At 59.5% G+C, this 25,551-nt stretch carries 12 protein-coding genes; 7 read left to right on the forward strand and 5 right to left on the reverse strand.

The genetic code is table 11. The annotated features are described in order from the left end of the window. Positions 1–62: 62 nt before the first annotated feature. Both VGN12_09510 and VGN12_09515 read left to right on the forward strand, forming a co-directional pair. Positions 63–998 (forward strand): hypothetical protein, encoded by a 936-nt coding sequence (locus VGN12_09510; protein ID HEY4309673.1) that lies wholly within the window; start codon positions 63–65, stop codon positions 996–998. Between the two features lie 22 nt (positions 999–1,020). Next, entirely contained in the window at positions 1,021–1,908 is an 888-nt protein-coding gene (locus VGN12_09515; GenBank protein HEY4309674.1) for a hypothetical protein, read from the forward strand. Positions 1,909–1,960: 52 nt separating this feature from the next. On the opposite strand, the gene VGN12_09520 is transcribed toward VGN12_09515, so the two are convergent. Together VGN12_09520 and VGN12_09525 are read right to left on the reverse strand one after the other, a co-directional pair. Further along, a complete protein-coding gene (locus tag VGN12_09520; protein HEY4309675.1) occupies positions 1,961–3,091 on the reverse strand; it encodes an ABC transporter permease in 1,131 nt (376 codons plus the stop codon). Positions 3,092–3,209: 118 nt separating this feature from the next. Next, a complete protein-coding gene (locus VGN12_09525; protein ID HEY4309676.1) occupies positions 3,210–10,943 on the reverse strand; it encodes an amino acid adenylation domain-containing protein in 7,734 nt (2,577 codons plus the stop codon). Positions 10,944–12,672: 1,729 nt separating this feature from the next. Between VGN12_09525 and VGN12_09530 the strand changes: the two genes are divergently transcribed. Beyond that, positions 12,673–16,053 (forward strand): hypothetical protein, encoded by a 3,381-nt coding sequence (locus tag VGN12_09530; protein HEY4309677.1) that lies wholly within the window; start codon positions 12,673–12,675, stop codon positions 16,051–16,053. A 36-nt stretch (positions 16,054–16,089) separates the two neighbouring features. Here VGN12_09530 and VGN12_09535 read toward each other — a convergent pair whose 3' ends face one another. Continuing rightward, positions 16,090–17,688 carry an arylsulfatase gene (locus VGN12_09535; protein HEY4309678.1) on the reverse strand — a complete coding sequence of 533 codons (1,599 nt, stop codon included), beginning with the start codon at positions 17,686–17,688 and terminating at the stop codon, positions 16,090–16,092. A 1,317-nt stretch (positions 17,689–19,005) separates the two neighbouring features. Beyond that, positions 19,006–19,587, reverse strand: a complete 582-nt coding sequence (locus tag VGN12_09540; GenBank protein ID HEY4309679.1) for a sugar O-acetyltransferase — start codon at positions 19,585–19,587, stop codon at positions 19,006–19,008. Positions 19,588–20,235: 648 nt separating this feature from the next. On the opposite strand from VGN12_09540, the gene VGN12_09545 reads away from it, so the two are divergent. Beyond that, positions 20,236–22,818, forward strand: coding sequence for a hypothetical protein (locus tag VGN12_09545; GenBank protein ID HEY4309680.1), 2,583 nt, complete (start codon positions 20,236–20,238; stop codon positions 22,816–22,818). 38 nt (positions 22,819–22,856) lie between these two features. On the opposite strand, the gene VGN12_09550 is transcribed toward VGN12_09545, so the two are convergent. Then, positions 22,857–23,630 (reverse strand): dockerin type I domain-containing protein, encoded by a 774-nt coding sequence (locus VGN12_09550; protein HEY4309681.1) that lies wholly within the window; start codon positions 23,628–23,630, stop codon positions 22,857–22,859. Positions 23,631–23,719: 89 nt separating this feature from the next. On the opposite strand from VGN12_09550, the gene VGN12_09555 reads away from it, so the two are divergent. From VGN12_09555 to VGN12_09565, 3 genes are all read left to right on the forward strand, one after another. Continuing rightward, positions 23,720–23,875 carry a hypothetical protein gene (locus VGN12_09555; protein ID HEY4309682.1) on the forward strand — a complete coding sequence of 52 codons (156 nt, stop codon included), beginning with the start codon at positions 23,720–23,722 and terminating at the stop codon, positions 23,873–23,875. Between the two features lie 413 nt (positions 23,876–24,288). After that, positions 24,289–24,900: a hypothetical protein gene (locus VGN12_09560; GenBank protein ID HEY4309683.1), complete on the forward strand. Its 612-nt coding sequence runs from the start codon at positions 24,289–24,291 to the stop codon at positions 24,898–24,900. 308 nt (positions 24,901–25,208) lie between these two features. After that, on the forward strand, positions 25,209–25,502 hold the full coding sequence (locus VGN12_09565) for a DUF2312 domain-containing protein (GenBank protein ID HEY4309684.1): 294 nt from the start codon (positions 25,209–25,211) through the stop codon (positions 25,500–25,502). Positions 25,503–25,551: the final 49 nt, after the last annotated feature.

The following is a 25,551-nucleotide window of genomic DNA, read 5'->3' on the forward strand; positions in this document are numbered from 1 at the left end:
GTTGCGAGATATTGCCTTTGTTCCGTCGAACCAGACTCCTTCTGCGCAGGCTTTCCCCCTTGGTGGGAATCGTCGTTCTGGCCGCGGTAGCCCGTCCGGCGGCCGGGGCAGATTCGGCCGTTGCCAGTAGTGGATACGACCTCCGCGAGCAATCGCTGCCGAGCATTCGCGCCGGCACGGTTATCGGCGCTGCGGCTCCTAAGAATTGGTCGCACCTGGTTATCAAAAGCCAGCCTCGCGTCGCGCAGGGCGATGTCAACGATGTATCGCAACTCACACTGTCGCTGGCGCGATTGCTGTCGGTCAGTATTGTCGCGAATATCGAGGCGAACGACGTGGGAAAGCATCCGCATTATGTGCTCGACCGCGTCGCCCTCGGTCTGGGAACGCGAATCGGTGGTCGGGACGTGATCATCAATAGCGACACGCAGTCGCAACTCGGCGCCAACCTAAGTTTGCTGGCCCGCACCGTGCTCAGTAGCACCGAGGCCGAGATGCAATTAATCAGGCAGGTGCTGCGGTCGCAGACCTTGCTGATCTTTGACGTACCCACGATCGCGTTGCTGCAATCGGAACATCAGCAGATGATCGTCCGTCACGCGCTGATCGTGGATGGGGCGAACGGCCAGTTGAACACGCTGGTCTGGCTCATCGACAAAAGTGACGCGGGGGAATATGCCCAGGCCGTCGGCACCATGAGTTTGCTCGCGCCCAACACTCTGGAAGACCGACTGCTGAGCGTTGATGCCAACGAATTCACCCTAGGAATTCCTTCGAGCAAGGCGATCGCGATGGTCCGCATCCCACCGGGAAAGCCAATTGCCATTGCTCCACCATTGCTCCCCTTCGCCTCGGCCCCCCGTTTTACCGATGAGAGCGCGCGGCAACTCGACGCCGGATTGCGGGACTTGATCCGCCAGGCACAGCGCGACCGAGCGACGGTTCGTGAAAACCCTGGTCCTCCGGCCGCCAACTCAGCCCGCCCTCGCGGCAAATAACATTTCCTCGAGTCACACCACGATGTTTGTTCCAACGCTATTGCTCGCGTCGCTCTTGCTGGGCGCCGCGCACGACGACAATCCGATCCTGAAGCAGTTGGTCGACGCAGGTGTACCGGTCGGCTCGGGGGCACCGCTGAAACTACCGCCGCCCACGTTGCCCGATGGCCTGGACGCGGCCGCGCAGAAAAAAGCCATACAAGGAATTGCCGACGCCAACCATCCGGTCGATGCTTTGTTGCGTAAGTCGATTGTGTCGCCGTTTCAGCTGATCATTCGTAGCGAAGGGAATGCCACGGGCGACGTAACCGGTAAGCGAGTCGACATCTGGTGCGTCGTTTACGGAGACCTGTCGACCATCACCAAAGAGGGGTTCCTGGAGGAGCGGTTCTCGCTCGGATCGAAGGGAGAAAGCAACAACAAGCCCGCTGCGAAGTCCGTAATTCTATCCGCCGAGGAGTTGAAGAAGCGCAACATCCAGATCGCGACCGCGGCTGACGCGAAAGAGGGTTTTGCATACGCCAGCTTTTCGCTCTTCGACCGTGTGCAGATTAGCGGGACGGGCCACGTGTATCAGACGCGGACGAAGACGTCGGTCCTGATGGCCTCACTCCTGGCGCCTGGCTTTGCTGACGACGCGGACTTTGCCAACCGCTGGGCGGCCATCGATCGTGACAAGGAAGGGAATTTCAAGGTCGGCGCGCCGCATCCCTACGCAGGCTATGGATCGTACGTAAAGGTGACCGAGCTGATCGAACCGTCAGGGGCCCTGTTTGTGGAATACCACTTGGTCTTCGACGAACCGAAAGCCTGGTTCAGCGGGGCGAATCTGCTGCGCTCGAAGCTACCACTGATGGTGCAAGACAATATTCGCAAGTTTCGCCGCGAAGTGGCAAGCGAGGCGCACTAGAACGGAAGCTACGGCAGGAACAACGTGTTGCAGGCGATAGCCTCGGGACGCCTCAGTCGTGTCGTAGCGCGGCCGTGGGAAGAAGTCGCGCGCTGCGATAGGCTGGGTAGGCCGCCCCTACGAGCCCTACCATCAAAGCCAAAATCCACCCTTCGACCATGACGCGCCAGGGGACCGTTCCATCGACTACTCCACTGGCAACGGGCAAGGTGCTCAGGAGCTTCGTCAAGCCGACGGCGCCAAGCGTTCCGATTGCCGCTCCGATCAAACTGACGAGTAGCGATTCCGACAGGATCATGCGGACGATGCGTCCTTGACGCCAACCGATCGCGCGAAGGATGCCGATCTCACGCGTCCGCTCCAGTACCGTCATGAACATGGTATTCAGCACGCCGATCGTCCCGACGATCAGGCCAATGAGCGCCGTCAGCCACGCCATCCCTTGCACGGCGCGGATCTGCGAAATGCCCGCCACGTGATCCTTAATACTCATAGCGGTCAGTCCGGGACTGACCGCTTCTATATCCTTGGCGACGCGTTCAATTAGCGCGACGTTATTGGGTTCGGCAACGCTGACGGCAAAGCCGGTCACCTGGCCCGGCCGATCCATGAGTCGCTGCAAGTCGGCAAGCGCAATGACCATCGAGCTGTTGTCGAAGACATTGTGACTTTCATAGATGCCGACGATGTTGAACTTTTCCAAAGCATAAAGTTCGATCGAATCGCCGAGTTTCTTGCCGAGGTTCTCGGCCAGCGTTCGCCCGATCAGCAAAGCCTGGCGATCGTCGCCCTGCAGGGCGCGCCCTTCAACGACGTTGAGGTTGCCGACGAGCCGCGACGAGGGCTGCAAGCCGCGCAACGGAACGCCGTACAGGTTCTGCTCTTCGAACGAGACAACGTCCAAGAGCGTAGGGATCACATCGACTATGTCAGGAACGGAGCGGATCTTATCGCCGATTTCGATGTCCAGGCCGCTATTTATCCGCTCTTGCACGCCGGTGCGAACGACGATCATGTCGATGCCGGCCCCCAGGTAGACGTCGAGGAAAGACGCCACAAAGCTGTCGGCGATTCCCACCAGCGCCACCATGGACCCGATCGCCACTGCCACGGCGATCACCGTCAACGCCGAACGCAACCAGCGACGCGTCACGTTGCGCCAGACGAGCGTGAACAAATGCATGAGAGGGGCACCTCCAAGACGGACCAAGACCGTGACTATCCCTGTCGCGGTCCGGTAGGTCAAGAGGCCATCGGTGCGATGCCGTCCTGCGCTGTTCAAACCGACTGAGCCTCGCGAATCACGACTGCATCGTCAGATCCGGATCGATTCCGCGGGCTTCTTTGGCGGACAGCGGCGTCATCGCCGGCGCGCCATCAATTTCGAACTGCTTGCTGGCCCGCGCCAGCTGGCGACGCAACCGTTGTGCCAAGGTTCGCACGTGTGGTTCACGCATCATCGTCAGATGGTCGCCGGGAACCGTGCGGCTGCGCAGGTCTTCGGTCACATGATTTTCCCAAGAGGATGCTGCTGTCGGGACCTCGTCGCGGGGCCGCTCTTCGGCTTTCAACAGAGCGACGGGCCCCTGGTAGGATTGCGGACGAAACGCCAGCCAGGCGCGGCAATTCGCTTCGAACACTTCGTAGTGCCGCTCGATTTCCCAGCGATCCGCACCCGGTTGAACTAGGCCGGCTCCCTCGATCTGGCGGCCAAAAAGAACTAGCTTCTCGGAGCGGGAGAGTGCCCGAATTTGGTCCGGCAGCATTTGCTCGACGGAAGGAAACATCGACATCAACGCGGCAAAGGCGTCATCGCCTTCCTCTTGCGAATTGTCCTGCGCCGCCTGCGAGTCAATCAGCACCACTAGCGGCACCTGCTCGCGAACATGGGCCAATTGCCGCGCCATTTCGTACGCCACGAGCCCGCCAAAGGACCAGCCTGCCAGGTAATAGGGGCCCTCGGGTTGGATCGTCCGGATTGCCTGAATGTAATCGCGGGCCATCGCTTCGACCGTCTCGTGAAAGGCTTCATGGCGAGCCAGGCCGCGCGACTCGAGCGCGTAAACCGGCTGATCCGCGCCCAAGTGATGCGCCAAGGCGTAGTACGGAAAAGCGCTGCCGCCGGCCGGATGAACGCAGAATAGCGGCGGGCGATAGCCGGTTCGGCGAATCGCCACGAGCGGCGAACCACGATGCCGTGCCGCAGCCGCGCGCACCACCGCCGCCATCGTCGCGATCGTGGTGGCCGTGGCCATCTCGCTCGGCAGAAGGACGATGTCGTTTCTCGCGGTGAATTTTGCCAGACATTGGTGGGCCGACTGCTGGCCGTCTCCCAGTCCGACGAGATTGTCTTCGACACCCAGCGGGCTGAGTCCCAACGTTTCCTGGCAAATATCGGTGAGCTCTGCTTCCAAGGCATTGCGGGGCGCGACATACCGGGAGAGGGCCGCTTCTCGCAGCGATGCGACGGACGCGCAGTCGACAATCATGTTGCGGAGGGCGTCGAGGAAGGCGCCTATCACGCGTTCGACCGTCTCGCGTTGATGTAACCCTTCGCAGTAGGTCCAGTCAAAGCGCAATTGGCCCCCCACGATCACGCCATTAATTTCCAGCAAATGCGTGCGATGCTGCCGCGACGAGCGCATCGAGCCGACCGACTCGCTTGCCGTGCGCAGCCGTCCGCCGGAATTCGCAAGCTGGTCGACCTGGCCGAGATAGTTGAAGGCGATCTCGGGTTGCGGCAGTGTCGCGAGCGCAGTGGTCACGGTTTCGTCCTGGCACAAGTACTTGAGCGTTCCGAATCCGATACCACGGCGAGGAATGTCCCGCAGCTGCGCTTCCATAGAGCTCACAGCGCGGCGGACGTCGGTTGTTTGATCAAGGCAGAGTCGAACCGGGAAGACACTTGTGAACCAGCCAACGGTACGCGACAGATCGACGTCGTCGAACAGGTCCTCGCGGCCGTGCCCTTCCAGATCGACCAGTAACGAATCTTCGCCGGTCCACTTCTGGAACGCTTGGGACAGGGCCGTCAGCAGGATGCTATTCAAGGGCGCGCGGTACGCGCGAGAAACATCTTCCAGGAGCCGTCGCGTTTCGTCCACCGCGAGTGACGCCGATACAGTACGGGCGGAAGCGATCGAATTCTCCTCGCATCCCTTGTAAGCATGACCATTGCTACCGGATTGTGTGTGGCCATTTCTCGTGTGCGAGGAAGTGGACGAAGCGGCGCCTTGGACCGGCAGGCGATCGACGGGGAGGTGCTTAAACGGAGCTTCCGCCAGCCGGAGCCAATAGTCGAGCTCCTCGCGAACCAGTGCCGACTGAGCGTACTCGATCAACCGCTCCGACCATCGCTGATACGAGGTCGTCTTGGCGTTCAAGCAGGGCGCCTCGCCGCGGCTGAGCTGCTGATAGATCAGATGCAAATCCTCGAGTAGGATGCGCCACGAGAAGGCATCCACCGCCAAGTGATGAATGACGAATAGCAATCGACTCGGGCGTGCCGGACCAAGGTCGATCAGGCACACACGCACGAGCGGTCCCTCGGCCAGGTTCAAGCTCGCTTGCAACTGCGTGGCAACGGCTTCGATCGCGTTCGGCTCCTCGCTGGTCGGAACTCCGGCAAGATCCACGCGGCAGTAGAGCTCGGCCTTATCGCTGGCGTCATTGGATTGTTTCCAACCATTCTTCTCGCGAACAAAGCGCAGACGCAGAGCGTCGTGGTGCGCGACGAGATGCTCCACCGAGGCCTGCAGAAAGGAGGGTTCCAGGCGATCGTCGACTTCGAGCATGACCGCCTGGTTGAAGTGCTCAGGCGCGGCGAGTCGTTGTTCGAAGAACCAATGCTGAATGGGGGTTAACGGGACCGGCCCCACAACAGCTTCCTGTGCTGCTGCGGTGGCAAGGATCGGCACGGCCACGGTCGCCTGCTCGGCAACGGTTTGATGCTCGAATAACTGGCGTGGCGTCAGGCGCAATCCGACGCGTGCGGCGCGCGAGATGACTTGCATACTCAGGAGTGAGTCGCCGCCAAGTTCGAAGAAATTGTCGTGAATTCCGACCCGCTCCAAACCGATCACGCCGGCCCAAATATCGGCCAGGGTCACTTCGACGTCGGTACTCGGGGCTACGTAGCATTGGTCGAGCACGGGACGGCTGCGATCGATCCCGGGCAAGCTATTCCGATCGACCTTACCGTTGGGGCTTACCGGCAGAGCCGGCAGCGCGACGAAAGTGGACGGGATCATATAGTCGGGAAGATGCGACTTGATGAACTGATGCAGTTCCGTGGTCGTGGGCGCCGGAAGTTCGCCTGTGCCGACGTAGGCCACCAGCCGCTTTTCGCCCGATTCCTGTTCGCGCACGACAACGACTGCTTCGCGGATTGCGGGGTGCGCGGTCAGCGCCGCTTCAATTTCTGGCAACTCGATGCGGAAACCGCGAACCTTGACTTGATCGTCGATTCGCCCCAGGAATTCCAGCTTGCCGTCAGCCCGGTAGCGAGCCAGGTCGCCCGTGCGGTACAGACGTCCGCCGGATCGACCGCTGAAACGATCGGGCAAGAACTTTTCAGCCGTCAGCTCGGGGCGATTCAGGTAGCCACGCGCCACGCCGACACCGCCGATATAGATCTCGCCGGGCATGCCATGCGGCACTGGTTCGAGGTGCCGATCAAGCAAGTACACATTGACGTTGGCGAAGGGGCGGCCCAGGGCGGGCGCGCGTCCCTCGCCCGCATGGCATTCCCCTTCGGTTGCGCCTACCGTTGCTTCGGTGGGGCCGTAACCGTTGATCATTCTCCGGCCCGGCGCCCAACGATCGACCAATTTCGCTGAGCAGGCCTCGCCGGCGACGACCAACGTGCTCAAATGTGGCAGAGGGGCGGCAGGCAATACCGACAAGACCGACGGTGGCAGGATGACAAACGTGATGCGATGATCGTCGAGCAACCGGACTAGATCAGGTCCTGGTATCAACGCGTCCTCGGGCGCCATGTATACCGATCCACCCACGGCTAACGTGGCAAAGATCTCCAGGACCGAGGCGTCGAAGTTGGGCGAAGCGAATTGCAATGTTCGACGTTCGCTGCCAGGACCGATCCATCGTGCGGCCACGGCCACGGCATTGCACACGCCACGGTGCTCGATGAGTGCACCCTTGGGCTGCCCGGTGGATCCGGAAGTGTAAATCACATAGGCCAGATTATTGGCAGTGGCCGTCCGTTGGGGATTCTCGGTCGACGCGGAGCAATCGCCTGCCGTTTCGTCGGCGAACACCATCCGGGTATTTTGCGCGGCGAAAACCGTGGCGAGTTCACGGGAGGTGACGACTACGTCGAGCTGTGCGTCGCGGAGGATCAGGTCGAGCCGCGCGGCGGGGTAATGTGGATCGAGCGGCACATAGGCGCCCCCCGCTTTGAGAATACCCAGCATGCCGGCCACTAGCTCGACCGATCGATTGAGGCAGATGCCGACCAAGACGTCGGGGCCGACACCCATCGTGCAGAGGCGATGCGCCAATCTGTTGGCCCGCTCGTTGAGCTGACGGTAAGTGAGCACCTGCTCTTGGAAACAAAGGGCGACGGCATCGGGGTTTTCTTCCACCTTGCGCTCGAACAATTCATGAACGCACACGTCGTCGGCAAATCGGATCCGTTCGCCTGCTGCCGCGGCGAGCAGACGTTGGCGGTCATGCATACCTACCAGCGTGAGCTTCGAGATCGGATTGTCCGGTGCGGTGACCGCGGCGCCCAACAGCGTTTGGAAGGATTCGAGCAGGTGTTCGACGTTCTCCTGATCAAATAGATCCGTATTATATTCCAGCCCACCAACGAGTCGGCCGGCCTCTTGCCTGAGCGAGAGGGTAAGGTCATGCCGCGCTGTGCCATTGTGAACTTCTTGGAAGGTCAAGTTCGGTCCGGTGAATTCGAGCGGCGCGTTCTGCAGGATGAGTGCCGCCTGGTAGAGCGGTGAGTGGCTCAGTACCCGCCGCGGCGCAAACGCCTCGACCAATCGCTCGAACGGAAGGTCCTGATGCTCGTACGCTTCCAGGGTGACCTGTCGTGTCCGTGCTAGCAGGTCGCGGAACGTCGGATCGCCTGACAGGTCGCCGCGCATCACAAGAGTGTTGACGAAAAAGCCGATCAGCCCTTCCACCTCTGGTCGGGTTCGATGGGCAACGGCCGTGCCCACGCTGATGTCGGCTTGGCCCGTATAGCGCGAGAGAAGCGTCTGAAACGCCGCGAGCAGCGTCATATACAGCGTCGCCTGCTGCTCACGGCTAAACTGCTCCACCGCTTGCGACAGGGAGAGCGGTAGGCTCACGGGAAGGAGCGCGCCGTGAAACGTCTGCAGCGCCACACGCGGTCGATCAGTCGGCATCGCGAGCACTGCAGGCCCGTCTTCCAGCTTGCCTCGCCAGTATTCGAACTGCGGGCTAAGCGCATCGTCGGTGCATGTTGTCCGCTGCCAGGCGGCGAAATCGGCGTATTGAATATCGAGGTCCGCCAGTGGTGATCGTTGACCGTTGGAAAAGGCCTCATAGATCAATAGAAGTTCGCGGAGAAAAACACCCATCGACCAGCCATCGGAGATGATGTGGTGCATCGCCAACAGCAGCACGTGCTCGTCTGCCGTCAAATGCAGGTGCGTCACGTTCCACAGCGGGCCGGTCGCCAGGTCGAAGCGTTGCCGCGCCGCGGCCGATGAGATGCGCTCGACCTCGGCAGCGCGATTCATCGTGTCGAGTTCGCGTAAATCAAATTGCGCGATCGGAACGGCGCCCAACGAGCTTACGCGTTGCTGCGGCAGTCCGCCCGCATCCACAAACGTCGTGCGAAGCGATGCATGGCGGCGAGCAATTTCCGCAAGGCTCTTTTCCAGCAGCGCCGTCTGCAGGTCGCCGCGGAAGCGCGCTGAAAGACAGAGGTTGTTTACCGGTACTTCCGGCAGCAATTGGTCGACAAACCACAACCGCTGCTGCCCAAACGAGAGCGGCGAATCGTCCCGCTGATCGGCAGGGACGATCTTCGTAGGGCTTGCCGCGGAAGGGGTGGCGTAGTTCCGTTCAACGACAGGGGCCAACTCGGCGACCGTGGGATGAGCAAACAACTCGCGCAGCGGCAGAGTGACGCCGCAAGCCGCCGAGACGCGCGACATGAGTTGCGTCGCCAGCAGTGAATGGCCACCGAAATCGAAGAAGTTGTCGTGGATTCCCAGGTCGTCCTGGCGAAGCACTTCGACCCAGATCTTCAGCAGCGTTCGCTCGGTATCGGTGCGTGGGGGGACTGCTTCTCGCCCCTCGGCTCCGCCGCTGCTATTGTCGCACCGGCTGGCGTTCCATTGTGTCACGACCGCCAGATGGTCACTCAGATAATCATCGCGGCAGGATCGGCGGCGGATCTTGCCGCTGGTCGTTTTACCGATGGTGCCGGCCTTGATCAGCACGATGGCTTCGACTGGCAGGTCGTGCTCAGCGAGTATTGCGCCACGTATCGACCTTACGATCTCGTTGAGATCGAGTTGCTTGGGACGGGTGACTTCCTGCACGACGACGAGCCGTTCTTGACCGTCGCGTTCCATCGAGAACGCCGCCCCGCCATCGATCTTTAAGGCCGGGTTGCAGGCCCAAATGGTGCGCTCGATGTCTTGCGGATAATAGTTCCGGCCACAGATGATAATCAGGTCCTTGAGTCGGCCGGTGACATACAGCTCGCCGGCATGCAAGAACCCCAAGTCGCCGGTGCGCAAAAACGGACCATCACCGGAGTCCGCCAGGCGAGCCGCGAACGTGCTCCGCGTCTCCTCGGGACGATTCCAATAGCCCTGCGCCACGCCGGGGCCGCGTACCCAGATTTCTCCTACGCGATCGGATGCGGCGCGCGTGAGCGTTTGCGGATCGACGATCACGACCTCGGTTTCCTCGATCGCGGGACCACAGCTTGCCAGGGTTCGTGAATTCGATTTCCCATTCAAATTGGCAACGACCTGATTCTCCTCCAGATTCGTTGCACAAAAGTCACCGACGGTGTAGAGACTTTCGTGGTCTCCGCCAGTGACGCCCAAGGTGGCTTCGGCCAGCCCGTAACAGGGAACGAACGCCGTCGGGCGAAAGCCACAGGGGGCGAAGGTCTGAGTGAATCGCTCCAACGTGTCGCGACGAACCGGCTCGGCGCCATTGAGGATGACTGCCAGGCTGGTCAGATCGAGGGCTTTGATCTCCGCGGGCAGTACCGTTCGCGAGCAAAGATCGAAGGCAAAATTCGGGGCGCCGGTGATTGTGCCACGATAGCGGGAAATCGCCTCGAGCCACCGAATGGGCCGTTGCATGAAGTCTAGCGGCGACATGGAAATCGTCTGTCGGCCAGCATACATCGGCAGGAGCACGCCACCGATCAAACCAAAGTCGTGGTAGGCGGGCAGCCAAGTAACGCCAACGACGCCTTGGCTCTGGCCGCGGTCGATCTTCGCCACGTTGTAGAGCAGGTTGGCGTGGCTCACCATCACACCGCGCGGCGTACCGGTTGAGCCGGAGGTGTATTGCAATAACCCCAGTGTCGTAGAGGTAATCGTCGGCGGCGTCCAATCGTCTTCGCACCCGACAGGGAGTGCGTCGGTGGCCAATATCATGCGAATCGAGGGACCGATCGTCACGAGTGCCTGGACCCAAGTCAGACTGTTCGCCGTGCCGAGCACCGCAACGGCCTGTGCGTCGTTGCACACGGCCTGCAGCCGGGGAAGCGTGCGATCCATGCGCAATGGATCAGGCGGATAGAGCGGTACCGGTGTCACGCCGGCGTATAAGCAACCAAAGAATGCGGCAATGTAGTCAAGCCCTGGCGGATACAACAACAAGGCCCGGCCGCCGGTGGCGCCCGCGGCATTCAATCGCACCGCGATGCGGCGCGCGATCACGTCCAACTGACCGTAAGTGAGATTGAGCTCGTCTCGTTCGCCGTCAGTCAGGAACGTATAAGCGATCTGATCCGCTTGGAGGTTTGCCCGGTAGCGGCACATTTCCAGAAACGTTTCCACTTCTGGAATCGGTAAGTCCCTCGATAACTCCGACATGCTCAGCCCTTTGCCCAATCTTCAATCGCATCGCGAAGCATTTAAAGGAAGGTCGCGATCCATGAAATACGACCGCCTGACGTCGACCGGGCGGTCTAATGACCAGTGCCGGACGAGGTCGAATTTGCAGGCGACGTGCCTGAAACAGGCGTGCATTCAAGAAAGCGCAGTCCAACCCTATATGTTACTATTGTCTTTCCCCGTCTAGACATTAGTACAGTGGCTCCGCACCGCCTCCCAGGCTACCTTGCCGCAAAACGACCCTCAAGTAAAAACCCCAAGAGGCCAGGCGTTTCTGCGTGCTACACTGGTCCGATTTTGTCCCCTATTCCGGCCAGTTCGAAGGGATACCGTTCACTAATGGCGGTCCGGCATCCCGAAAAATGGCCACTCGAAGGGGAAATACTTCTTCGATAAAAATGAGTTGAACAGCCCACTCAGTAGCCGGCGCTGAAATTGCACTAATCGAATCGGTGGGACCGCAGCGATGGGCGCCGGTCAGAAATTATCCATGCATACTGAGTGGTGCGCCACTGCCGCGAACTACTTCTCCGATTTGCTTCGGTCCGACACACCGACGCAGTGGTGCGAAAACAAAGTCCGGTATCCGCCCATCCGGCACAGTCGAAGCGCATGAATCGTTTCAGAAAACGACCAAATAACGAGACGAGTAAAGTACCAACGTCCGCCGTTATCGAATGCTGCAAACGGACAAGCGGTCCGGTTGTGCTCGGACGGCAATGACATCACCGGAACGAGCAGTTGCGGAAAGTTGTCATTTCTAAGACTGCTCCGTTTTAGGAACCTTTGATAGGACCCATTGGTGTGCTGCTGCGACTAAATTAGAGTTTCGCGTTCGCTCCGTTTCACCGCATTGACCCGAATGGGCGGTATTGGGGAAAAACGCGCGGCCGACCCGCCATACGCCAGGCGCTTCGAACGCTTCCTCGCCATTTCCACATACGCAGGCCGTACTTGATGCGATTTGCAATCTTCGCGCCCTTGACGATGCCGACGGCATCGGCGACGGATTTTTTGGTCAGACAGTGCCTCCGATTACATCCATCACAACAAGAGATCGGAACCTTCGGGCAAAGAAGGGCTGCTCGATGTGCGGATAATCGATGGTCTGCGACGCTCCTATCTTGGGTATCGCACGATCAAGCTGCAGCCCCTGGCCAGAGTGCAGCGTCCGTATCGCGGCTAGCCCATTAAGAGACGCCCTACGAGAAAGCCCGCGCCGGTGAAGGCCCCTCCTCCTTCGAAAAAGTTGGAACTGTAACGCAGCATCATGGCGGTCACGAATCGGGCCGGAACGGCGCTGTTTGCATCCGCGGATTTGTTGCGGATGAATTTCCGTGGAAATGCCAGGAAGGCGATTGGTATTAGTTGCCGTGCGACTCGTCGTGTTTGCGAGTGAAAGTCGCTGACGGCCATGTTCTCTGGCTCTCATTTGTTCAAGGCAGATGGGGGGCTTATCGCCGGTGCGTCGCGCATTGCCCGCGCTATGTAGTTGCCGTCGTGACAAGTCCCCCCTATGTGCGACGAGTTGCGCGCAAATCCTGCGTTGTGACTTGTTTCTGCGCTGCGCGATGTTTACAACGTGCGCCTACCAACTGCGCTACATCGAGTGCAAAGCCTGGCGAACAGTCTTCGCAGGTCTTGGTAACCGCGGCTTTCTAAGGGGGCATCCGTGGGTGAAAATTCTGGCTGGTCGTCCACCAACGTCTTGCTGCCCGGCGCGATTGCGCTGGCCTTGGCGATCACAAGCTACTTGACCTATGAGCCGACGCTGACATCCGTTCGACCGGCGGCACGTACGGTCCACGGGATTCCCCCGCCACCGACCCCGGATGGGATGGAGGCGTTCTATTCGCGATTGTGGGAAGACCCCCTGCTGACCTCGTACAACAACCAGACAGCCAAAGGTGACGCGAACGCAAAGGATGACGCAAAACCGCAGCCGACTTATACAGCTGGTCCGGTGCCGTTGAACGAAGACTGGGATGCGGCCTACAAGGACACCTTCACGAAGATTCTGAAGAAAAGTCACGGCAGCCTGCTATGCGTGCCCGTACTCGTTCCTGGCGGACCGTATGCGGACGACGGCGAAGCGCGGATGCGAACCCGTTACGCGATCCAGATGGGGCTCGCCCGCGCGGGCTATGAGCTGGCCTTTCCGATGCAAATGAGCTACGTCGACGTACCTGTGACCGTCGACATCGACGACGTCCCCGTACAAGTGTGTGCGAAACGATTTCGCGTTCCGGTGAAAATCTTTAGCTTTCGCTCGGAATCAAAGAAGGACAAAGGCAAGAATCAGCCTGACTTTGTCGTCGTCTTGTGGATTAACGAAGACGAAGCAGGTAGCCGGCTATTGAACGTGGTCGACCAGGTAGTCGCTGCGCTGTTCAGGCCAAAACGGCGCAGCGAAAGCGTGCGCGACCAGTTTCGCGCTGATCGCGAGTGGCGCGCGCGGATGAGCGTCCGCGTGATCGGGCCCTCCTCGTCCGACGGCCTGCGAAAAATCTACTTAGAGCAGCGCAGCACCCACCCGCATAAGACCGAGCCGCAGATCCCGCTCGCCGGCTTTCGCGACCCAAAGATTTATTCGCCGCGCGCCACGATTTCACACGATGAGCTGGAAGAGTTGGTAAACGAGCAACTCGCGATTCGGCAAGCGTCAAGCGGCAACAACGCCCGAGCCGAGATGAAGACGGCGACCTCGGTCGCTGTGTTTCCTCCCATCATTCGCACGATCGGCGATGACAACGTGCTGATCGAGGCGTTGATTGGCGAGCTAAAGCGGCGTAATCATTGGCTGCCGCCACCGGAATGCGACTGCAAAGTCGCACCAACGCAGCCGGACGACCATTATGGCGCGAAGAGGGAGCGAACCGGCGACAGGCAGAAGGGTGGGGCCATCGTGCTGGTCTCCGAGCAAGACACTCTCTATGGCCGGACATTTTCCAGGTTGCTCGATGACCGTCGTCCGGGCCACTCGCTCTACAGATACTCGTTCTTTCGCGGCCTCGACGGCGCGATACCCGGCGATCGAGCACCGGCGATCGAGTCCGAGCTACATAGCCTGTTGGATCGCGCGCAACATCCTGTGACAAGCCAAGACGGCGACAACGAGCCTCGCCCGACCGGCAAGGGACAAGCCGATTATCTGCGGCGGCTGGAATCGAAGTTAGTTGATTTGGACGACCGAGAATGGGAACACGGCATCGCAGCCATTGGCGTTGTGGGCACTGACCAGTACGACAAGTTACTATTCCTGCGCGCGCTACGGCGACAATTCCCGCGCGCCGTCTTCTTCACCACCGATCTCGACGCGGACTTCGCACATCCTAGCGAGCGTTTGACAACCCGCAACGTCGTCGTGGCATCGCATTTTGGCTTGCAGCTGAGTTCAGCGTTGCAGTGGGATGTACCGCCGTTTCGCGATTGCTACCAGACGTCGACTTTTTTCGCGGCCTTATTGGCGCTCGGCCCGAAAGCGGTCGATGATCTGCCGGAATCCGTGAAGAACAATCCGTGGGGCGAGCACGGAAACAGCACAGATGCGGAACACTTGAAACCATTGGTTTATGAAATCGGTCTGGACGGGCCGTACCAGTTGACGATCCCCCAAGGCCCGTACGAAACCGACGGCCAAACTCAGGTTCAGCCGGATAGCCCACGGAGCTTTTTGCCGTCGTCGCGCCGCTTGGCGGCATTGTTAATGGCGACCGTGTCGCTAGTAATGCTTCTGATCGTGAGCTTCACGTGGCCGCGTCGGCTGATTCGGTCAGAACGTACCAAGAGCTTTGCGACATTTCTAGTCGCGCTCGGCGGGATGACGATTGGTTTTGTGACACTATTCTTGGTTCTATGGGCACTGGAGTTGTTTGATCATCACCGTGACGACGGTGAGCCCTTTTCATGGAACCGGGGCATTAGTCTATGGCCGACGATCTTGATTCAACTCTTGGCGGGCGTGACGGCGTTTGTCTTGTTCTTGTCCAGTTGCAATGACCTGAAGAAGCTACGTAACCACTTCTGGAAATGGGCCAACCCGGTTCTCCCCAAGGACTCTAAGCCGCCAACATCTGGTCAGGCGTTTCGAAATATGTCGTGGCAGGAAAGGGCCGCCTATGTCTGGGACGACGTTCTGACGTTTAATTGGCATGCCCAGGCTGCTGACGAAATCTATTCTGCCCGCAAGCTGTGCGCCGAATACGTCGAACGATCGCAATGGTGGCATCGGATGCTGCGCGTCGTGCCACAGGTGGCGTTATTCGTGGCGTTTACGATCTGCTTGTTTCAAATTACCGCACTCCCCACACGTCCCTTTCGTGGCTGGCTGTGCTATCGGGCTTCTTCCATTGCAATTCTTGTGGCTTTGTTTTCACCGGTCGTACTATCCTTCTTCATGATCGACGCGATGCAACTGTGCCGGCGTTATATTCGCCTGTTGGAGCAGGCCACTCCCGACTGGCAGAACCGCGAGTTCAGCGACCTGATGAAGGCCAGGGTATTTCCGTCAACTGGGGACGACCAACAGTCGGCGAATGCTGAACTCACGCCGAATGACGCCGAGCAAAAGCCGAGTGATGGCAAGCACAAGCCGGGTGACGCCGAGCAACTCACCAGGAAATTGTTCACGGTGCATGTGATTGCGGATTCCTCGCACGTCGTGGGCAAGCTGATCTTGTATCCGTTCATTGTCGTGTTCCTGCTCTTTATCGCGCGCAGCCCGATGTTCGATTATCTGACTCTGGGCGCAGGATTGATCACGATATGGGTGTTGTTGCTTGCCGGAGCCGCGATGGCCAGCATCTCGATGCGCGTGACCGCGGCTCACACGCGTGACGGAATCCTGGCGCAGTTACGCAATGAATTGGCAGGATGCTCCGACACGCGGCAATGCGACATGATCAAGCAGACCATCAAGGACATTGCCGACGAACAACAGGGGGCCTTCCGCCATTGGTCCAGCGACCCGGTCTTCGGTGCGCTTGTAATCCTGCTCGGCGGCGGCGGCAGCCTGGTGGCGATCGAGCAGTTGCTCCCCTGGATGCTGATGTAGCGATCGCTCGAGCAACAGCGCCCAAAGCTGCCCGTGCTACGGCCGGCTGCGCCGGTGCTCGCGCAACTCGGCAAGCTCTTTTTGCATGTCTTGCACTTTCTCCGGCATCTGCGCTGCCAAATTATGTTTTTCGCCCGGATCGTCCGCCAGGTTCACCAGCATCGGCTCGCGATCGGGCTTGCCACCGTAGCCGGCCTGGCTGGATTGCAAAAGCTTCCACGGTCCGTCGCGCAGCGCCAGGACACCCGGATAGCCGCCCGTGTGATGCACCAGCTTGTCGCGCACGGCGCTGGGCTTGCCCAACAGCGCCGGCAGAGCGTTGTAGCTGTCCGGTGCTTCGTCGTCAGTCAATGTCCGGCCCAAAAGCGCCGCGCATGTGGCGAAGAGATCGACGTGGCAGATCAATTGATCCGAGACACCCACGGGCACATGCCCCGGCCAGCGGGCAATGAACGGAACGCGATGGCCCCCCTCGAACAAACTCCCCTTGAAGCCGCGCCAGTCACCGTTGGGGCGCTTTGCGCCGAGATCGCCTGCGGCCCCGTCCTGATAACCGTCATCGAGAACGCCGCCGTTATCGCTGGTGAAGATAACCAGCGTGTCCTTGGCAAGATCGGCGCGCTCGAGCGAGGCCAGGATTTCGCCCACCGATCCATCGAGCTGCATAATCACGTCGCCGCGCGCGCCGTGGCCGCTACGATCGGCATAGCGCGGGTGCGGGACGCGCGGCACGTGAATGTCATGCGTACAGAAGTACAAAAAGAACGGTCGATTGCGCTCGCGCTCGATGAATTGCACGGCCGCGCGTGTCAACACGTCCGCCATTTCGGTGTCGACCCACCGCGCGGACTTTCCGCCCGACATATACCCAATGCGGCTGATGCCGTTGACGATCGTATTGTCATGCCCGTGGCTGGGCAGGATCGTCATCAGCTCGGGGTTGGCCTTGCCGGTGGGATCGTTGCCGATCGGCGTGCCGTAGCTGACTTGGATCGGATCATTTGGGTCGTAACCAACGACACGACGATCCTCGACGTAAACACATGGCGTGCGATCGCCTGTGGCCGGCACGCCGAAAAAACTGCTGAAACCAATTTCGAGAGGGCCGGGCTTGATCTCGCGGTTGTAGTCGGTCTGGCCCGTGATGGTGCCGTCCGGCAATCGCTCGCCGCCAAGCCCCAGGTGCCACTTGCCGACGGCGGCGGCCTCGTAGCCCGACGCTTGAAAGCGTATGGCCAGCGTAGTCCCGGAAACCGGAATGCATAGCGGCGAGACGCCGCTTAAGATCCCTGCGGCCGGCTTGTGCCGCCAGGCGTATTGGCCGGTAAGCAACGCATAGCGCGTCGGGGTGCAGACCGACGAGGGGGAGTGCGCGTCGGTGAAACGCCGCCCCGCGCGCGCCAGCCGATCGATGTGCGGAGTTTCGACCTCGGTCGCCCCGTAACAGCCCAAGTCTCCGTAGCCGACATCGTCGGCCAGAATAATGATGACGTTCGGTCTGCCCGATGGCTCCGCGAAACAGGCCTGATTTACACCGCCGAATGACGAAAGTCCGCAAACCCAGCCAATGATTAGCAAAGTGAATCTGCCTAGCCAATATCGGACGGACGAGCTGATGACGGAATTGGAAAGCATGGGCCGTCTCACGGGATGTATGTCGGACAAGTTGTTGGAATTCGACGGTTAGTATCAATCGCCGCACGGCAAGGGTCAACGATTCATGACAAGACGCCGCAAAATGGACAGAAGACCACGAGCGCAGCCGGTGGCGCCCTGGGGGCCCATGTTGGAATTACGGCCCTCTTGGGCGTGAGCCCGCCGTTCGATCTGCAGTTCAGCGCACTGCTGGGCACGATTCACGGCGATGTGATCCTCGGTCATTCTGAGGCTCACCCTACCGCGGTGCCCGAGCCGAGCAGAAAGTTGGCTGGATGCGCAGCGGACAAAGGAGCAACGTGACTCACCGCTCTTAAACTACCGTTCAAGTTCCTCGCGAACGACGGAAGTCATTTGCAAATTTCTTGCCGAATTTTCAGCGGAGCGGAATGTCACAAAGGCACAGAGCTGGGTCTGGACACTCAGCTCTGCGCCGTCCCTTAACGGCTCTCTCTCGAGTGTTGTTGTGGCAAGTGTTTCTGAAAGCTCGTCGCGACTTGTAGTTGGGCAACCACGGGTCGACGTTGCGAGTTGCCGCGAGAATTAACTCGCGGCGAAGCGTATATCGCCAGGCGGATCGAAGTCAGGAAATGCCGGGGGCGCGAATCGCGATTGAGCGATCGCTTCCGACCTGCCCCGCCGTTGAGACAGCAGAGTCTACAACATCCCAGACAAGTGTGGAAACCACTTGGGTTTTTGAGCGTCCAATTTAACCACCGAGTTACGATACCGCGAGAATCAATCAGATACGCTCAGTTTGGTGTGCCGCAAGTAGACAAGCCGCGGCCGCCCCAGAAAGTCGTCATTTCTAGGATCGCGCCATCCGAGGAATGTTTCCTGCCTCGCATGCGGGAAGTGATGAAGTCGTCGCGTGACACTCATCGCCGCGCCAAGAGATTCCTGGAATCGTTCGACTGGGAATCAATCTAGAAATGGCAGCCACTTCTCAAGTACAGTGCAACGGCGCCAGCGAGCACAAGTAAGATCGCTGATGGTTCAGGGACAGTCGTCGAACCGCCAGAAGTATGCAGCCAATTCGACGAAACTAATGCAAGATCCTGACCATGGGAATGACCCCCACCAAGAGTTGCAGCGATTTTGTGCTGGCACGACGGATCTCCGCTTCGGTCGCGATGAGCGTTAGGTCGGTCAAGAGAGCGGCGCCGGGGGGATCGACTTCTGACTTTAATAGCTCGCACGTGGCCGAGGGCTCGATAGCACGCCTCGCTCTGGCCGATCAGCTTGCTCAGCAGTATTGCTGAGGTTACGGACAAGCTAACGACAGGCAATAATGTCTCAGCGTAATTCGCGAATTACCCGGACTGGATTGCCCACGGCCAGCACATTCGGCGGCAGATCATGCACGACCACGGCGCCGGCGCCGACCACGGTGTTTTCACCGATCGTTACGCCTGGGCAGACGATTACGCCGCCGCCGAGCCAGACGTTGTTGCCGATCGTTATCGGCTGAGAACCTTCCCATTTGGCCCGCCGCGGTCCTGCTTCGAGCGGATGGGTCGGCGTCAGTAGTTGCACGTTTGGGCCGATCTGCACGTCTTCGCCAATCGTGATGCGGCCGACGTCAAGCGCCATAAGCCCGCAATTGGCAAATGATCGCGCGCCGACGAAAATGTTATAGCCGTAGTCGCAATAAAACGGTGGTCGGATCACGGTACCGGCACCAACGCTGCCCAGCAGTTCGAGCAGAATGCGATCGCGTTTACCTTGATCCTCGGCCGGCGTCGCGTTGTATTGGGCGAAGAGGTCCGCAGCGAGGTTTCCTTCGCGGATCAATTGTGGATCGTCACAGATGTACTGATCCCCGGCTAGCATGCGCTCGCGATTCGTTCGACCATCAGGAGTAAACCGTTTATCCATGGCGACTGCTGCTAATGAATTGATGACTTGCTCTGTCGAGAACTTGGGCGTGTTCTGAGAACCATTTCCTTTAGGGTGATTACTCGCAGGAGGATTTCACGGTATTGGCTCCCGTACGATCTTGCCCTTAGCGCCGCTAGTAGGAGTCGCTTGAGCATACTGTCGACGGTTTCGCCTTGCCATCGTTGTCTTTGTCCCTAGCGCGTCAAAGTGTAGCGCAGGACAACTTTGGCCATTTGCTTGGGCTGTCGATTCCTCGACCATCGGCCCTCGCAGTGAAGAGTGGTCACCACGCGTTTCAAATTGCGCAGGCATTTGTCGAGAGGGGCCTATCGAAGTCGGGGGACACACCCCGATCACACCGACCGAACACCGCTCGACAGGTTCTCAAGTCGAACTAACTGGACGCGATCATTGAGCGCCAAATGACACGCCCCTCTGGTGCGCTAGGGCAAACTGGAGACTCGTCTCAACCGCCTGCTCAAAATCTACAGCAAAATGGCCTCGCTCGATTGGAGCATGTGGCCTGTGCGTAGTATGCTGCACGCCAACGCCCCGGCCCAACCCGCCGCGATGGCTCACGAACCTGCGTTTTTCAACACTCACCATCTACTGCCACGATCTTGCGCCATGTGTAACGGTCGCCGTATGATCATTCGACATCTTGCCGCTTGCATTTTGATCCTGAGCCTCACTGCCGCCGGCTGCGGCAAATCGGCCAGCGAAACTTTTGAGGCGTCGCCTAAATTGCCAAGTAAGTCGGCCGAGCCCTCCGCGAACCGTGCCGATAACGGCGTCGGTGCGACACCAACGGGTACGCCAATCGACCCGACACCAGCCGGTTCGAGAATCGCCCCTGCCGCGCCGCCTGCACCGAAAGATCCGCCTCCCACGGCCGAACAAATCGCTCGCTGGACGCCACCGTCGTTCGAGCCGTTGCAACTTCTCGCCGTCCGCCAGTGGAAAAAGACGAGCTTCACCTCGCGCCTCGCTGCGGCGCTTGACGGCACCCACTACCTCGTTGCCGGTTCGCGCGTCTTGCTCTGGTCGCTAACCGACGACGCGCCCGAACACGTATTCCTCGATCATACTGCCGATGACACGGACCACGGGCTCAAAGCTATGGCCGTTTCACCCGACGGCAGGTGGTTCGCAGCCGGTGATTCGAAGGGCACATTGCGAATCTGGAGTCTAGAAGATCGTAAAGAGCTCGTCTCGAAGCAGCTCTACCGCAATGGCATCCAGCACATCGCCATTTCGCCTGATGTCACTGAGATCGCTACTATCGCCTACGACAGCGACGTGACGATTTGGACCGCCGACAAGCTCGAGCAAAAGCGGAAGTTCGAAGTCACGTCGCGCGGTGTTGAGCGTATTGAGTACGTCGCCCCGAACCTGCTGGCCGTTGCGGGCGAGTCCACGGCGATGTGGAACACCACTACCGGCGACAAAGCGCACGACCTGCCGGCCGGTCGCTACAACTTCGCGCTGGCCCGCACGCCTGACGGCGCGAAATTCGTCTACGGCGCGAATGAGGTGCTCAGCATCTGGGACATCGCCGCGGCCAAGCCCGACGCGATGATTATCCGCGGCGTCGGCGGCAACGTGTCGCTCTCCGTTTCGTCCGACGGCAAAACTCTTGCGACGACCGACGGCCGCTCAGTCGACCTTTGGAGTCTCTTGGACGGCCGACGCTTACAGTCGATGCAAGGATTCGGCGGGACAATCGTCGGCGTCAGTTGGCTGCCGACGACCAATCTGCTCGCGGTCGCATCCGACAGCGGCATCACGCGCATTTGGGGGACGCCGGCCCAGGGCGAATCACTCGGCCTCAAGCCGCTCGACACAACGGTTGCGATGCCTGATGCCAATTCCAAAGATCCTGCTACTCCCGAGCAACTCCTCCAGGTCATCAACTGGCGCACGTTCCCATCGCTGCCGGAGAGCGTATCCAATGTGCAAAACCCGACCGATTTGAGCGGCGTTGCCCCTATCGCCGTTCCTGAAGCCCGCGCGTTTTACCGTTACTTCCTGACGAAGGGGGGTTGGAGCGAATCGCCGCCAGACCCGAACAATTCGAGTTCGGTCGAGTTCCACAAGGGCGGTTCGACAATCACCGCGTACTTCTATGACGCCGGCGAGGGCAAGACGAACTTCAACCTTCACCACGCCGGCAATTTTGATGTGCGGTGGACGCCAAAGGCTGACGCGGCGGCCATCAAGATAGTTCACGAAAACGCCGCATCGAGCTCGTATCGTGCGAAGGCCGGCATTCTGCAACTCGAGACATCGCTCTTGCGCAAACTACACGACGCCGGGTGGACGGCGTACGCGCGGCTCAACAGCTCCTTCCACGAGGAGCCCAACAAACGCGATTTCGAGTTCCTCAGAAATGGGGCCACACTCCGCATCTCCATCGGCAAATTTCCTGACGGCACCGAAGAAACATACACCATTCAACAATCGCTAGTCTCGAACAACTCATGGGCGCCCCCTCCCCCGGACGCTGGCTTCATCGAGTTCGACGGCTCAACTGAGCCGATGCTGATCGCCATCACTAAAATGAACTTGTCTGCCGCGCGCGAGTTCTACGACAGCGAAATGACCTCCCGCGGTTGGCTTACGCAAGAAATCGGCCGCTCGCTCCGAGACGAGCAAAACTGGCTCCGCTATCTGCGTGGCCAGTGCGACCTGACGGTGAGCTTGACCGATTTGACCGATGGCCGCGTGTTGGTGCGCATCGGAAACGCCTCTGGCTCGATATGGGAGGCCGCACGGCATAAGAAAGACCAACCAGAAGAGCCTGCAGCCGCCGGCCTCCAAGCCGCCGATTTCCCGCTGCTCAACACTACGAAGACGGGCAAATTTGACCCGCTCGGCAAGACAATCCAAGTGCAGCTCGACGGTTCGACCCTAGCCAACGCCGCCGAGGTCTACACGAAGGCGCTCAGCGAACTCGGCTGGAAGGCCGAGACAGATGGCATCCACGATGAAGAGTACACCTTTTTCCATTTCAACAAAGACGATCAAGAAATCTCGTTCCGCGCTCGCAGGCAAGACGGCGCGGCCATCGTGAGCTGCGACGGAAACGGCCTGCTTTGGACCAAGGAACTTCCCGGCGGCAAGCAAGTCGTGTCCTACGAAGCCTGGCTGCGCCAAAGTAAGCTGCCGCCAAGCTTGGAGTTTCTCGAGCGGTACGAAACAGAGATGAAGGCCATCACTGGTATTTGATCTGCTGGTGCCGCCTTGAACTTTGAATACTCAGATGCTCACCACGGGCGCCGGTTCCGGCCGCGGCAGCCCGCGACGTTGAGCCAATCGAAATCGCCGTCTTCGCCTGGTGTCGAAGGCATATCTTCGATCGCAGCTGGTTCATCGAGGGCGATCAGGCCCCCCAAAGATGAAGCTAGGCGATCCACGGCCTGCGCATGAGTCGTGATTGCGCTTGCTGCGGAATCTGGTACTGGCGCGATCGCCGGCGCGGCGCCGAGCACTGTTTTTGCTCCCTTCGAGACACTCGGCACATTCCACGAGTCACGGACGGTAATCGCGGTGCTGCTGATACTCGTCGGCCCGGCGGCGATGTCATTATTCGTTGTGGGGCCGGCGCTTGGCACGGCAGATGGCTGAGTGATGCTGTTCGCCGTGGCGGCGACGATCGTAGAGGCGTTGACCGTTGCCACAGGTTTGACCTCGATCACAGATGGCGATTGAACGCTCACGAGCGACTGTGCTCCAGCCGACGACGTCGTCGTTTTCAACCAGTTAGAAGAGATCAGGGCAATGTCTTGGGCATTCACAATTCCATCACTGTTCACGTCGCCCGGATTGTTCGCTCCGGTTTGCAACCAGCGAGATGAGACGACAGCAAGGTCCTGCATGTTGACAATGCCATCGTGGGTGAGATCGCCAGGCGGCAGGCTTGTTCCATTGAGTTGGATCGCGGGGCCGCCGATGGCACGAATCTCGTTGTTCTTCGCCAGGTCGTTGTCTCCTCTGCCGCCGTCGATGAAGTGCAGATAGAGATTGCCGACATTCGCCATCCCAGTGCCCGTCGTATCTGGTAACTGGCGGGAACGCCGTTAAAGGATGGGCTGATCGAGAACGAGCTAACCCAGGTTCCACCGATTATTTGATAACTGCCTGGCCCAGCGGCAACGAAGCTGTTATTGCCAGGGCCACCGAGCATCAGCCCACCACGGCTGGCAATCATCGTCGCGCCGATGTCAAGCAGATTCTTGAAGGTCCGCTCGAAGTGCAGTTCGACGACGTCGGCATTTTCGACTGACGCCGCTGAACGACAATCGCTAGGTCACTGCGCCCCAACTTGCTTGGCCTTGGCAACTGTGATGACCATATCGTGCATACTCGATGCGCAACAATTTAAGCGTGGCCGATGAATCCATGCCATTCCAGAACTAGATTCAAGCCCCCGTTCAGTCGTATCCCGCTTGGAAAGCATGGGCCGTCTCACGGGACGTATTTCGGAACAGTTGTTGGAATTCGACGGTTAGTATCAATCGCCGCACGGCAAGGGTCAACGATTCATTGCCAGCATCGAGACATCCCAAACCCAACACGTCTTATCCCTTATCAGCATGTTCCCGGTGATCGATCATGTACGGTACGATGAAGGCGGCCGTCCGCTCGTTCGAAGGCACTCGTCCGCATGGAAACATTTTTCTGTAAGAGGAATTCCATATGCGTAGGTCGATAATCCTGTTCCTAGGGCTTGGCATGATGGCGACACTGCTGCCGCGTTCATTGGCGGTCGCGGGCGAGAAGGATCGGCCCCGCGTTTCCGACTTCAAGGTCGTCACATTTGGGACGGACGAGGCCGCGAATATCGAACGATTGGCTGAATTGGCGGCTGACGGATGGGAGTACGTCGGACCACTCAATCCTGGAACGGTTGCCTTTCGCAAAGTTGCCACGAAGGCCGCGGCCAGGGACATGGCCAAATTGTCAGGCGTCTGGATCAATGTCTACACCGAACAAAATGGAATCCGTGACACCCCCGACTCTCGGCATGTCTTCGTCGGCAACCGATATTTTGTGATCGACGGCGAGACCGTCACCGAGGACGGCACGTTCGTGATCGATGTTTCTGGGCCCGTCAACAAGATTGACTACAAGTGTGTTCGCGGAGCTTATGCAGGACTCACATGGCGCGGAGTGTACGAGTTGGACGGAAATACGTTTCGACATTTCGGCCCCTGGGGAACCAATAACTGGAAGAACCGGCCCGTGGCCATGGCCACGCAAACCGATGCGACCACATTCCTGCGGGTTATGAGACGTGAGGCGCCCTAGCATAGGCCGAACAGTTCCGTGCATGGGATCGGAAATTCGCCCTAACGAGAGATGGGCGATTGAAGCAGATCTCGGACGGCGCGGCATTTTTCAACGGAATCTTTTCCACGCTGTCGAGAATGATCTGACTGCAGAGCGTGAACGCGCGACGGCCCTGCTGCACCGCACCGTCGAAATGGTTTGGCCGTGCAGCAAAGCGGGACCCGCTTCATCGGGGCGGCATGAAGCGCAGATCCCGAACGCCCGGCCTTCACGCTCAAAGTCTATTGGACAGAGAGTGCCGATTGCATCAACCAGAGGAGTTTTGCATGAGCATTGCGGAGCACGAGACAGCGAACGCCGCGGCAATTGCGGTCGAGGAACTGGTCGATATCATCGAGAGGATCGAGCGGCTGGAAACGAAAAAAGCTTCGATCGGCGCGGATATACGCGACATCTACGTTGAGGCAAAAGGTGCCGGCTTTGACGTGAAGGCGCTCCGCGAGATTATCAAGATCCGCAAAATCGACGCCCACAAGCGCGAGGAACAAGAGACGGTGCTCGAGGTCTACAAACGGGCGCTGGGCATGGACTCGGATCTGGACGCGGAAGAAGCCGCGTAACTGACGAGCTTCCGCGTGACGTCTCGCCCACTCCTGACAACGGAGCGAG

Source organism: Pirellulales bacterium (assembly GCA_036499395.1).
Classification (GTDB): domain Bacteria; phylum Planctomycetota; class Planctomycetia; order Pirellulales; family JACPPG01; genus JACPPG01.